The organism is Pleomorphochaeta naphthae (genome assembly GCF_055396005.1).
Genome location: NZ_AP042457.1, coordinates 1,428,234 through 1,440,098 on the forward strand (window position 1 = coordinate 1,428,234; position 11,865 = coordinate 1,440,098).

Sequence of the window (11,865 nt, forward strand, 5' to 3'; positions counted from 1 at the left end):
TACCTCTCCTAAACTTCGTAATTGACCCATTTATCAAATTTAAATTGAAAAAAGGTAATAATGGCCATAATGACAAATAATATACAAGCTATGGCTGATCCAATTCCCATTTTTTGAAATCTAAAAGCATAATCGTACATATAGGTAGTCAATACATTAGTTGCATCTGCAGGCCCTTGTTTTGTTAATACAAAAGGCTCAGTAAAAATTTGTAATCCATAGAAAACATTAGTAATTAATAAGAAAAATAAAGTTGGTGTCAAAAGTGGTATCTTAATAGAAAAGAATATTTTTGATTTAGAGGCTCCATCAATATTAGCAGCTTCAACTAAAGTTGTTGGAATGTTTTGTAAGGCTGCTAGTATAATTATCATGGCATAGCCCATCCCTTGCCAAATTGACATAACTATAATAGATACCATGGCCCATTTACCTTCTCCTAACCAATCTGGTCCTTGAATGCCGATATAGGATAAGAGTATATTTATTAAGCCAAACTCAGTGTTATATAGCCAAAGCCAAACAACAGATATTGCAACCATTGAAGTTAATGCTGGTAAGAAAAATACTGATCTAAAAAATACAACACCTCTGATTTTTTTGTTTATTAAATTAGCAATTGCTAAAGCTATAATTATTTTTAATGGCACATAAAATAAAGTAAATACTAAAGTATTTTTAATAACCTTGTAAAATAGAGGATCGTCAAAAATATATTTATAATTTTTTAATCCAACAAAACTTGGAGCTGAAAATAAATTCCAATCAGCAAATCCAATTAAAAATGATGAAATTGTTGGAATTAACATAAATATTAATTGACCTATTAAGGTTGGTGCGACAAATATTATCACCCACTTTAGATCTTTGGAATGCGAGACTTTATTAATTTGCATATTTACTCCTTTTTAAAATCTTTTTTAAATATTTATAGCTAAACTCTATCATTTCAATATTGGATTTAAATAAGCTCTCATTCCAAATTTTAATTTGTTTACCTATATCACCTTTTGTGGAAATAAAGCTCTCAATAGATATTGTTCCCTGATAATTAATTCTATTTAAAGCTTCGATAATTTTAATAAAATCTATAGATCCTGTACCAATTGCACTTCTATTATTTTCACTAAAATGTACATATCCTATCTTATCTCCACCCTTTACTATCGCTTCCCATATATTTGTTTCTTCAATATTCATATGGAATGTATCAATGTGTAAATTTATGTTTTTACTATCTACTTCATTCAATATAAATAAACCTTGATTTATATTATTTAGTCTATTTCCTTCGTATCTATTTATTAGCTCTAAATTTATTTTAAAGTTAACTTGATTTAAATATTCATCTATTGTATTTAAACTTTGAACTAGATATTTTCTATTCTCATTTGTGTATGTATCTAAGACTCCCCAAGGTTCGTATAAAACTCCATTTAAACATTGGGAATTTAAACTTAATGATTTATCAATAGCAATTTTTAAATATTCAATGCCTTTTTCCCTAATGGTTTTATCTACACTTGCTATATCTGTTTCACAAGTAATTGCATTTCCTGTTGTAATTAAAAGTTTTGTATCCTTAAGAACATTTAAATATTTCTTAACTTCAAAAGATCTAGCATCAAATAAAGGCATTTCTACTGAATCAAAACCAATTTCTTTTGCTTTATAAATATATTTTTCTAAATCATCATTCCAATTATCACAAAAACTTGAAAGATGTATTGATGTTTTATTGTTCATTAATCAAACAACTTATATTTTTTAAAACTTTATAATTTTCTTCGTTGTTTGATTCAATAATCTTTACTAAATCTTTTGACAAATCATAAAAGCTTGGCTCAGGGTTATTATTTTCAACAAGGTCAATCCATTTTGAAGGGATTTTATCAGCACCATTATAAGCTCCAGCTATTGCCCCAGCAACAGATGCTGTACTATCATTATCACGACCAAAGTTAGTACAACCTATTACACTTTTACTATAATCACCATCAGATGCTTTTAAAAATGCCATTGCAATAGATAGAGTTTCTGCTGCATCTGCAAAAAATTGTTGAACAACAATGTCTCTTAAAGGTTTTTGCATTTCTATAATATTTTTATAATTATCGCCAATTTTCCAACACTCAGTAACTAAATTTTCATTTTTCATCCCTACAAATGGATACATATTAGAATTTTGCCAGTATGGACCCTCAATATATGATTTATGTTTGTTTATTGCATTCAATGATTCGAATAAAATACCATCTATACTTATATTAGGAATAAAAGCTGAAGAAATTGCTGCAGCTGCTAAAGCTGTTGAATATCTAGCATAACCTTCTGCCATAAACAAAGTATTAAAGGAATCAGTTAACGCTTTTAGGGGATTACAAGGTGATATTACTCCAAATGGGGCAATTCCCATAATAGCTCCATTGGTTGGTTGCCCTCCAAAACAAGTTTTATCTTCTTTAAATATTGCTTTTTCAACATACTCTTCAAGAAATTCTTTTGTTAATAAATCATTAGAACTATAATATTCTTCATAGAATAATTTACTAAGTTCATTTTTTGTTGGCACACCTTTTTTTTGAATAATTGATTTAGCAAATATTTTACTCATTCTGCTATCATCAGTATAAGAGCCAGCAGTTAAAGAAAAAGGTCCATGTGGTGCAATTTTTATTTCAGGATCATAATCAATTAAATCATCTACAATCCCATATTTTTCCTTAATTTTTTCAAAAGTAAAGCCTTCTACAGGCCCTCCCATAGCATCTCCTATGGCAGCACCAATTAAAGCACCATACACTTTATCAAATAATTTACTCATCACTAACTCCTAGCATTTTGACTGATTTTTTTTCTATTAGAGAAACATCCACCAATATTTTCTTAGAAATCAAGTCTTTATTTTTTATTTTTTGTAATAATAGAGAACAAGCTACCCTTCCCAATTCACCTTTATATACATTTACTGTTGTTAAACTTGGTGAAAATATTTCGTTGTCCTTAACATTGTCAAAACCAATTACAGATATATCATCAGGGATTCTTAAGCCAAGAGCATCTATTTCTTTTATTAGTGCAAAGGCTGTTCTGTCATTTACGCATATAAAGGCAGTTGGAAATTTTGTCATTTTTTTTAATTCATTTTTTATAACACCATATTGCCAGTAGGGTTGTTGTGAGTCTGTTAAAATGTATTCATCTATTTTTTTTAGATTATTTTCTCTTAATTCTGATAAAAAATATTGATATCGCTTATAAAAGCTTGTATACATAAATTTATTTCCAATAAAACCGATTTCTTTATGCCCCTTTTTAATTAATTCCTTAAAAATTAGATTAAGTCCTTTTTCATTATCCATAATTACAACATCATCACTAGCTCCATCAGGTTCAAAGTCTATATATACCTTTGGAACATCTAAATTAGAAAGAATTTTCACAATATTTGATTTTATCTTTCCTGCAATAATAAAGCCTAAAACATTATCTTGATGATTGATGCTTGTACTTTCCTCATCAATGACTAAAAAATTTACAAAAATATCATGTTTTTTAGATATTTCTTCAATTCCTAAAAAAATTTCTGCGAAATATGTTTGATCTAAAAAAAAGTCTCTACATGTTATTACACAAATAGTTTTTTCTCTCTTTTTTGTATAAACAACTTTTTTTTCATATCCTAAAGATTTTGCTGTAATTATAACTTTTTGCTTAACTTCTTCACTTATGCCATCTTTATTCAACAATGCTCTTGAAATCGTATTTCTAGATAAATTTAAATGATCTGCAATATCTTGCATTGTAACTTTTTTATTTGATTTATTCATTTTGTAACCTTACATAAAGTATATTCCACAGATTATTTAATGTCAAAATCTTTTTATAAATAGATTTAAATCCATATAATATAAACAATTAAATTGTAACGTTACATGATTTTGCACATAAAGCGTAACAAAACACTGTAACTTACAAGTAATTAAATACTTTGCTATATTTTAATAATTAATGGTAATTTTAAGTTGTTTTAGGATATCTAAATTGAGATTATATCTTTGAATTAAACTGTAAAAAAATATTACATATTTGATTCATATCAGTCTAACTTTGTTTTAACTATTTAGGAAAAATAGAAACAAAATAAATTGGATATCAATTACTTTATTAAATGCATGAGTAAGTAAAGTTTAATTCTAAAAAATTGTTTTATATATCTATAAACGTCAAGTTATGAATGGCTCTTCCCATTAATTGGGGATTAGTTATATTTTTCAGCAATTAATATTTTATTTCTTAGAGTATTAAATTTACATCTTCCATACATAATTCTTTTAATAAATTTTATTTTATTAACGGTTCCTTCTGCTAATCCATTGTTATATTTTTCATTAATATCAGTAAGCACAGCTTTGATATCTCTTTCAAGACCTTTCACAAAACTGTTTAATTCTAGGATGTTTAGTTCCTTTACTTTATTTAACCATTTTTTAAAATCACTAGTACTTTTAGTTTTAAATACTGCTGATTTAAAATCTATTATTACTTTATATATTGTTTCAATAATTGGGTGTTGTTTATTTATTAAGAAGATTTTTTTTAAAGTTATTTTCATTAAATTTAAATATTTAAAATTTAAATATGAAACATCATATAGGATATAGAGCTTTTATAATTACACATTAATAATTATTGCAATATCACAAATAATCTTATACACTGCAAAAATATAAATAATAAGTTACCTAGAGGTGAGAATAAAGATGGCTAAAATAAATATCCCAAAATCGCTAATCAGTAAAAATTCAATCATTTATTTTTTATCAGAAAATAAAAATTTCACCATAAAAGAATTAGATGATTTTTGGATTATATTAACTCAAAACGACTTATCTGAAACGGAGAAGCAAGTTATACAAAACAAAATTATAAAAATTGAAAATACTCTTTATATTGAACATCAAGTATCTTCTATAAGAGAAATTTTGTATAAAAAAGCTTTCAGTCCTATAAGCCATGATTAAATTACTACCTTTTAGGCATAAACAAATAAACAATCTCATTTTACTTACAAATGAAGTTGGTCAATATTACTTTATTTCACCAAGTAATTTTACAACTTTATTATTTACCCCAGATAAATTACCGACTGATATTTTAAATGATTTAAAAAGTAATTTTTTTGTATGTGAACACAATTATTTAGATGATGCTATTGACGAATTAGCAATTAAATTAAGAACAAAAAAAGATTTTTTAAATTATTTTACGTCTTTACATATCATAATTATTTCTCACAATTGTAATTCCAATTGTACTTATTGTCATGCTAGTAGCAATTCAAAAAAAAGAAATAAAAATCTAGATTTATCTCTAGAAACAGCAAAGGAAATATGTAAAAAAATAATTCAATGTCCATCTGATTTAATAAAAGTAGAATTTCAAGGTGGAGAACCTACTTTAAATTTTGAAACAATAGTATTTATTGTTAGTTACATGAAATATTTAAATAAAAAAAAGAACAAAATAATAGAATATGTTTTATGCACGAATTTATTATCAATTAATATAAAGCAATTTGATTTCATAAAAAAAAATAATATTTATATCTCAACATCACTTGATGGACCACCACACATACATAATAAAAATAGATTGTCTATCAACAATAATAATAATTATGATTTAGTAACTAATAATATTAAACATATTCAAAAACAATATGGAACTGATAAAGTTTCCGCGCTGATGACTATTTCTAAATATTCATTAGACAAAATTGAAGAATGTATTGATTGCTATATTAACTTAGGACTTAAATCAATTTTTCTACGACCTCTAAACCCCTATGGAATGGCTGAAAAAAATCAAGATTTTCTATCCTACACAGTTGAAGAATATTTGAACTATTATGAAAAAGGGTTACTCTATATTTTAAATAAAAATATTGAAGGGATCCTTATAAGTGAAGAATTTGCTTGCGTTTTTCTAAGAAAGATATTAACTCCTTTTTCAAATGGGTTTGTGGATATCCAGTCCCCTTCTGGTAATGGAATAGGATGTGCAGTATATGATATAAACGGTAAAGTTTTTGTTTCAGATGAAGCTAGGATGCTTTCTAAATTTAATGATGATACTTTTTGCTTGGGAAATGTTTGTACTAATAGTTATAAAGAAATCTTTAACAATATAAAATTACACGAGATTATTAAAAATAATATTAACGAAGCAGATATAAATTGCTTTGCATGCCCCTATATTCCTTATTGTGGAAAAGATTCAGTTAGAACTTATCAAGAAAAAATACTTCACATAGAAAACACTAATTGTAAGAAATATAAAGGAGTGATAGATATTTTATTTAAACTCATCTTAGAAAACGAAAAATATTTAGATGTATTTTGGAGTTGGATTACTTATAGACCCTATTCAGAGGTCCAATTATGAGAACAATAAATTATACTAAATCCAATTTCACTTTAAAAAATTATGTAATTGGAACGATAAACAACTTTAAAGAAAATTCTAATTTCTATGAGTATACATTGAAAGTCCATAAAAATTTTAATATTCATAAAATTTTCATCACCAACAATCCTACAAAAAAGAATTCAATTATATTGGAAGATAATCCTATTTTTCAAATTAATGATATTTTAGAAATTACTGAAGAAAAAGAAATTATAACTCATATTTCCAAAGACTCTAATGATAATTCATTATTAGTCAATAATCATTGTAATTTAAGATGTATAAATTGCCCTCAAACTAATACTGATGAGATACCAAATTTAAGGAAAAAAAACTTTGAAATTATTGATTTACTTAACAAGAATATTAATCAAATTGGGCTTACTGGAGGTGAACCTACTTTAAATATAGATTATTTGATTGAGATAATTGAGAAACTATATAAAAAAAATAATAAAATACAAATCGATATATTATCAAATGCCAACAATTTGAGTGATGCTACACAATTATTTGAATTAATCATGATTAAAAAAATTGATGTAACATTTTGTGTAGCATTGTACGCAGATATACCTGAGATTCATGATAAATTAACACAAGTTAAAGGATCTTTTTGGAAAACAATAAAAGCTCTTCACTATATGGCTTATTATCAACAAAAAATTGAACTACGCTTCATCATCAATAAACTAAACTATAATAGACTACCCTCTTTTATAAACTTTTCATATAACAATCTTCCATATATAAAAAGGTTAGCTTTAATAGGAATGGAATATTCGGGTGCTGCACTGAAAAATGCAGAACAATTATACATAAAGCAAAGTGATTATAATTTACAATTAGTTAATGCAATAAAGACCGCTAAACAAAGGAATATACCTATATTTATTTTTAACCATCAAGTTTGTAAGGTAGATATGAAAATTTGGAAATATTGCGTACCTACTATCTCCGATTGGAAAACATATTATTTACCACATTGTAATTTTTGTGCAATGAGAGATATTTGTGGGGGGGTCTTTGCTACAACTGATCCAAATTATCTAGATGAAAAAACAACTCCAATTACATATAAATTAAAAGGAACATTTAATGAAATACATTAAGAGTAAAATTTTTTCCATAATTTTCGGCTTGCTATTTTTACTTCCAACTAAAAATATGATACCTGTATATGCTTCTACTACAAATAAGAATACAAATAACAGCTTAAAGCAAATGGATAATTTTACGCTTTATGATGGTAATTTAAAATCTAATTCTCAATTGATTGCTGCCCATAGATCTCATAGTTCACATAGGTCTCATAGTTCACACAGCTCTCACAGATCACATTATTCACATCGAAGTAGTACAAGCACTTCAACGTACTCAACATATGCCAGTCCAAGCTATACCAGTCCAATATATTCAAAATCTACTATCACTACTTTAACACCAAGTACCAATAGTTCTACCAATACAAAGTCAACACAATCAGTTACAGCTTCTGATAATACAATCTCATTTAAGGATAAAACATTTGTATTAAAAGACATAAATTGCTTTAATTTAGATAACGACTCAATACCAACAGAAAAAATGTTCAAAAACATGAAAAGTTTTACAAATGTTTTAAAACAAGAAGATATTGAAATAATTAGGAACCAAAATACTTTAGATTATTTAGAAGGCCAAATAGATTATATTATATCAGGGTTAATAATACGTGAAGAAGTTGAAAAAAAATATCTTGCTTTATTTAATATATTAGATCAAGAAAAAGGAACAAAAGAAACTATCAATCAAGAGGATGCCAATCTAGATAAATTAATCGAAAACCTAATAAATCAAATTAAGTTAAAATGTAAATAAAATAATTTGGTAGACAACCAAAAATTTAACTTGTTATAATAAAAAAAACTAATAAATATCACAAACTCATCGCAATCAATAGTGCACCATTTAGTGCATTATTAGCTGAATCAAGGAAAATCTCATAATCAGGTAAATATTGGTTCATTTTGTTATAAAAGCTATCTCTTACCACTTTATCTTTGGTAATAACACCACCTGCTAATACAATTTTTTTCTTATGATTACTAGGCATTCTTTTAACAGTAGATAAAACTAAATCAAATAAACTAATTCCAGCCTCTTTTAAAAGGTTCATGGGTTTTATTTGTGGGAAAATTATGAACCTATCTAAATTAAAAAAATAAATAAATAAAAAAAATAGAAAAAGGGCACATTCTCTGTTATTGTATTAGAAACCAAACTTACACAATACAGGAAGTGCCCAATGAGTCGATATAGTAATACATTTTTATCTTTACCACAATTCACAATAACGAAAAAATCAACTAATTCAACTGTAAGCGTAAAATCGTTTGCGCTTACTACTAAATATTAAAATACGATTGAATAAGTAACATATAAAAAAGCTTTTTTATATTGACTTATATTAGATTTTGGAAGAAATGCTTATCTCGAGTAATTAAGAAAATCTTAAAAGCATTTAACAAACAAAAACAATGTCATGTTTAATATTATAGTAAATCTTTATATAACAATAGTCTAAATAAATAATTTTAGTTTTTAACAAATAGATTTGGATAATTTGTTATTACACCTGATACATTCCAATCTTTTAATTTTTCAAATTGTGATAAATCATTAACTGACCAAACATTTAGTTCTATATTATTTTTCTTACAATTTAATACCTGACTTTCTGTCAACAATCTAACATCTGGATGGTAATAGTCAAACCCAAAAGTTTTTTCTAAATCACTAATGTTTTCTGTTAGATAATTTTCTTGCAATAAAGCAGTTTTAATATTGGGATTGAGCTTTTTTATCTGAACTATAGAAAGCCAATTAAATGAAGAAAATATAGTTTTATCTTCTATATCATATTGTTTTATTACTTTTAAAACCTTTTTTTCAATTCCAGGATAATACATATTATTCGTTTTGATTTCAATATTTGTGATAATATTTTTATCTTTTATATAATCACAATATTGCACAAATTCAACTATCGGAGTAAATCCAAAGCTATCATTTTTTGTTTTACCGGCATTTATTTTAATCAACTCATCTTTTGTATAATCGCAAACTCTACCTGGATAACCTGTGGTTCTATATAACTTCTCATCATGTATAATTATTAATTTTCCATCTTTAGATAGATGTACATCTAACTCAATCCCATCACTTTTTACTTCAACTGCTTTTTCAAAAGAAATCATCGTATTTTCTGGATATTCTCCACTAAAGCCTCTATGGGCAAATATTTTCATAAAAACTACTCCATTGTAGCAATATTATTAATAATTATGATTTTTACTCTGTAGTATTTTTCATAAAAACTAATAGATATAAATTATCTTGTATGCTAGTTAAAACTTTATTTATTCAATCAATTACAAATCAAAACAAACAACTAATATCGTTTATCAATGATTAAGAATTTGAGATAAAAACGTCTTTGTTCTATCATTTTTGGGGTTCATAAAAAATTCTTTTGGCGGAGCGGTTTCAACAATCTTTCCTCCATCAAAGAATATCACATTATTTGCAACTGCTTTAGCAAATCCAAGTTCATGAGTTACAACAATTAGGGTCATATTTTTATCGACTAACTCAGTCATTACATCAAGAACTTCTTTAATCATTTCAGGATCTAAAGCACTAGTAGGTTCATCAAAAAGCATTATTTCAGGATTCATTGCAAGAGAGCGAGCTATAGCAACTCTTTGTTGTTCCCCGCCTGAAAGTTGATTAGGATACTTGTTTGCATGCTTTTTCAAACCTACCCTATCTAAAAGTTTAAGTGCATTTGCTTCTGCTTCTTCTTTACTTTGTTTTAAAATCCAAATTGGAGATAGCGTAATATTATGTAAAACGGTCAGATGTGGAAATAAATTAAATTGTTGAAAAACCATTCCAATTTTACTTCTAATTGCATTTATATTTTTAATATTACGATTTAATTCTATTCCATCTACTGTAATCTTACCTTTTTGATATTCTTCTAATGCATTTATAGTTCTTAAAAAAGTAGATTTTCCACTTCCAGAAGGGCCAATAATAACTGTAACCTCTCCCTTATAAAATTTATAATCAACACCCTTTAATACTTCAAATTCTGGAGTATACCATTTATGTACATCTTCAAATCTAATTAATTCTTGTTTTTCCATTACAAACCAACCTTACTTTTTATTCCTAGTCTCTTTTCTAAAATCATACTTCCCTTTGAAATGCTATAACAAAGAATAAAGTAAATAAGACCTTCGAAAAATAAAACTTGTGCACTTCCTGTTAAATATTTTGGATTACTAACAATCGAAGTTGATATTCCTATTAAATCTAGCATTCCAATAATACTAATCAAACTTGTATCCTTAAGAGCTGATGTAAAAGCATTTACTAGTATTGGAATCATTCTTTTCAAAACCTGAGGAAGAATAATCAATAACATAGTTTTACCAGTCCCTATATTGAGGCTTATAGCAGCTTCATATTGAGTGACACTTATTCCTTGTAATCCTCCTCTAAAAGACTCGGCCATGTATGCACTGTGAAACATTATTACTCCAACTAAAGCTCTAATAAATACTGATGGTGTCCAACTTGTTGGGAGAGCCATAGGAAGAATAAGATAGCCAATAAATAAGATAGTTATTAAAGGTACTCCTCTGACAACTTCAATTATCACAGTACAAACAACACTTATTAGCTTCATTTTACTTCGCCTTCCTAGCGCAAGAAATAGTCCAATTGGAAGGGATAGGAAAATACTTGTTAGACTAATTAATAGAGATAATAACAATCCTCCCCATAAATTTGGTTTAACAATTGGCAAAAATCCACCAAAGCCTCTAATAACTATAAAAGAAAATGGCATTAAAAAAATCCAACCAATTGTAACAACGATTGTTAATTTTCTTTTCGTAATTAATGATCCTAAAAGATATGGGATTATTAAAAAGATGGCTATTAAAGCTAAAAAGATTTTTGATTGTAATGAAAAATCTAAAAAGCAGAAGAATAATAAAATAGCTGAAATTACAAAAATAAGTTTTGGAACTCTTGTTGAAAAGAGTTTAAATGTAAATCCAAAAAATATTGATATATAAAGTGCTACTATCCAGACTCTCCAAATTTGATCAATGGGATAAGAACCTGTAAATATTAATTTTAAATTAGCTTTTATAACAGTCCAATCTAATTCTAACAAAGGTAAAACACCTTTTTTAATTAAAATATAAAATAGAAAAATTGAGACAAATGTTAAAATAGTATTTCCAATTGAAGAAAACAAGTTTTTCTTTAACCAAAATAATATTGGATTTTCTAATTCATCAGCTGTCAAAAAAGGATTATTCTTATTTTTCATTT

General features: G+C 26.4%; 13 protein-coding genes. 4 read left to right on the top strand and 9 right to left on the bottom strand.

The window, feature by feature from the left end; genetic code table 11:
- Positions 1 to 8: 8 nt before the first annotated feature.
- The 5 genes from ACZ5SO_RS06480 to ACZ5SO_RS06500 form a co-directional block, all read right to left on the bottom strand.
- Positions 9 to 896 carry a carbohydrate ABC transporter permease gene (locus tag ACZ5SO_RS06480; RefSeq protein WP_464627557.1) on the bottom strand — a complete coding sequence of 296 codons (888 nt, stop codon included), beginning with the start codon at positions 894 to 896 and terminating at the stop codon, positions 9 to 11.
- The gene (locus ACZ5SO_RS06485; RefSeq protein WP_464627558.1) at positions 886 to 1,746 is read right to left on the bottom strand and encodes a TIM barrel protein; all 861 of its coding nucleotides are present in this window, start codon (positions 1,744 to 1,746) and stop codon (positions 886 to 888) included. The genes ACZ5SO_RS06480 and ACZ5SO_RS06485 overlap by 11 nt, the downstream gene beginning before the upstream one ends.
- Positions 1,736 to 2,824: an ADP-ribosylglycohydrolase family protein gene (locus ACZ5SO_RS06490; RefSeq protein WP_464627559.1), complete on the bottom strand. Its 1,089-nt coding sequence runs from the start codon at positions 2,822 to 2,824 to the stop codon at positions 1,736 to 1,738. Before ACZ5SO_RS06490 ends, ACZ5SO_RS06485 begins: the two co-directional genes overlap by 11 nt.
- Positions 2,817 to 3,830: a LacI family DNA-binding transcriptional regulator gene (locus tag ACZ5SO_RS06495; protein ID WP_464627560.1), complete on the bottom strand. Its 1,014-nt coding sequence runs from the start codon at positions 3,828 to 3,830 to the stop codon at positions 2,817 to 2,819. Before ACZ5SO_RS06495 ends, ACZ5SO_RS06490 begins: the two co-directional genes overlap by 8 nt.
- A 431-nt stretch (positions 3,831 to 4,261) precedes the next feature.
- Positions 4,262 to 4,615: a transposase gene (locus tag ACZ5SO_RS06500; RefSeq protein WP_464627561.1), complete on the bottom strand. Its 354-nt coding sequence runs from the start codon at positions 4,613 to 4,615 to the stop codon at positions 4,262 to 4,264.
- 148 nt (positions 4,616 to 4,763) lie between these two features.
- Between ACZ5SO_RS06500 and ACZ5SO_RS06505 the strand changes: the two genes are divergently transcribed.
- Genes ACZ5SO_RS06505 through ACZ5SO_RS06520 form a run of 4 tightly spaced genes read left to right on the top strand, consistent with a single transcriptional unit; the run spans position 4,764 to position 8,331 of the window.
- Positions 4,764 to 5,024: a hypothetical protein gene (locus ACZ5SO_RS06505; RefSeq protein WP_464627562.1), complete on the top strand. Its 261-nt coding sequence runs from the start codon at positions 4,764 to 4,766 to the stop codon at positions 5,022 to 5,024.
- Positions 5,017 to 6,447: a His-Xaa-Ser system radical SAM maturase HxsB gene (gene hxsB / locus ACZ5SO_RS06510; protein ID WP_464627563.1), complete on the top strand. Its 1,431-nt coding sequence runs from the start codon at positions 5,017 to 5,019 to the stop codon at positions 6,445 to 6,447. The genes ACZ5SO_RS06505 and hxsB overlap by 8 nt, the downstream gene beginning before the upstream one ends.
- Positions 6,444 to 7,583 carry a His-Xaa-Ser system radical SAM maturase HxsC gene (gene hxsC, locus ACZ5SO_RS06515; RefSeq protein ID WP_464627564.1) on the top strand — a complete coding sequence of 380 codons (1,140 nt, stop codon included), beginning with the start codon at positions 6,444 to 6,446 and terminating at the stop codon, positions 7,581 to 7,583. The genes hxsB and hxsC overlap by 4 nt, the downstream gene beginning before the upstream one ends.
- Positions 7,570 to 8,331, top strand: coding sequence for a hypothetical protein (locus ACZ5SO_RS06520; protein ID WP_464627565.1), 762 nt, complete (start codon positions 7,570 to 7,572; stop codon positions 8,329 to 8,331). The genes hxsC and ACZ5SO_RS06520 overlap by 14 nt, the downstream gene beginning before the upstream one ends.
- Positions 8,332 to 8,389: 58 nt before the next feature.
- Here ACZ5SO_RS06520 and ACZ5SO_RS06525 read toward each other — a convergent pair whose 3' ends face one another.
- The 4 genes from ACZ5SO_RS06525 to ACZ5SO_RS06540 all read right to left on the bottom strand — a co-directional run bounded on the left by ACZ5SO_RS06525 (position 8,390) and on the right by ACZ5SO_RS06540 (position 11,863).
- Positions 8,390 to 8,629, bottom strand: coding sequence for a hypothetical protein (locus ACZ5SO_RS06525; protein ID WP_464627566.1), 240 nt, complete (start codon positions 8,627 to 8,629; stop codon positions 8,390 to 8,392).
- A 418-nt stretch (positions 8,630 to 9,047) separates the two neighbouring features.
- Positions 9,048 to 9,761 carry a glycerophosphodiester phosphodiesterase gene (locus ACZ5SO_RS06530; RefSeq protein WP_464627567.1) on the bottom strand — a complete coding sequence of 238 codons (714 nt, stop codon included), beginning with the start codon at positions 9,759 to 9,761 and terminating at the stop codon, positions 9,048 to 9,050.
- 156 nt (positions 9,762 to 9,917) lie between these two features.
- A complete protein-coding gene (locus ACZ5SO_RS06535; protein WP_464627568.1) occupies positions 9,918 to 10,664 on the bottom strand; it encodes an amino acid ABC transporter ATP-binding protein in 747 nt (248 codons plus the stop codon).
- Complete coding sequence (locus ACZ5SO_RS06540) at positions 10,664 to 11,863, bottom strand: amino acid ABC transporter permease (protein ID WP_464627569.1); 1,200 nt, start codon at positions 11,861 to 11,863, stop codon at positions 10,664 to 10,666. Before ACZ5SO_RS06540 ends, ACZ5SO_RS06535 begins: the two co-directional genes overlap by 1 nt.
- Between the last annotated feature and the right edge of the window lie 2 nt (positions 11,864 to 11,865).

What these genes read in the sequence shown, in the direction of transcription:
- ACZ5SO_RS06495 (WP_464627560.1), bottom strand. Translation starts at nt 3,830, where the DNA reads ATGAATAAATCAAATAAAAAAGTTACAATGCAAGATATTGCAGATCAT.
- ACZ5SO_RS06520 (WP_464627565.1), top strand. Translation starts at nt 7,570, where the DNA reads ATGAAATACATTAAGAGTAAAATTTTTTCCATAATTTTCGGCTTGCTA.
- ACZ5SO_RS06540 (WP_464627569.1), bottom strand. Translation starts at nt 11,863, where the DNA reads ATGAAAAATAAGAATAATCCTTTTTTGACAGCTGATGAATTAGAAAAT.
- ACZ5SO_RS06485 (WP_464627558.1), bottom strand. Translation starts at nt 1,746, where the DNA reads ATGAACAATAAAACATCAATACATCTTTCAAGTTTTTGTGATAATTGG.
- ACZ5SO_RS06525 (WP_464627566.1), bottom strand. Translation starts at nt 8,629, where the DNA reads ATGAACCTTTTAAAAGAGGCTGGAATTAGTTTATTTGATTTAGTTTTA.
- ACZ5SO_RS06530 (WP_464627567.1), bottom strand. Translation starts at nt 9,761, where the DNA reads ATGAAAATATTTGCCCATAGAGGCTTTAGTGGAGAATATCCAGAAAAT.
- ACZ5SO_RS06535 (WP_464627568.1), bottom strand. Translation starts at nt 10,664, where the DNA reads ATGGAAAAACAAGAATTAATTAGATTTGAAGATGTACATAAATGGTAT.
- ACZ5SO_RS06500 (WP_464627561.1), bottom strand. Translation starts at nt 4,615, where the DNA reads ATGAAAATAACTTTAAAAAAAATCTTCTTAATAAATAAACAACACCCA.
- ACZ5SO_RS06490 (WP_464627559.1), bottom strand. Translation starts at nt 2,824, where the DNA reads ATGAGTAAATTATTTGATAAAGTGTATGGTGCTTTAATTGGTGCTGCC.
- ACZ5SO_RS06505 (WP_464627562.1), top strand. Translation starts at nt 4,764, where the DNA reads ATGGCTAAAATAAATATCCCAAAATCGCTAATCAGTAAAAATTCAATC.
- hxsB (WP_464627563.1), top strand. Translation starts at nt 5,017, where the DNA reads ATGATTAAATTACTACCTTTTAGGCATAAACAAATAAACAATCTCATT.
- ACZ5SO_RS06480 (WP_464627557.1), bottom strand. Translation starts at nt 896, where the DNA reads ATGCAAATTAATAAAGTCTCGCATTCCAAAGATCTAAAGTGGGTGATA.
- hxsC (WP_464627564.1), top strand. Translation starts at nt 6,444, where the DNA reads ATGAGAACAATAAATTATACTAAATCCAATTTCACTTTAAAAAATTAT.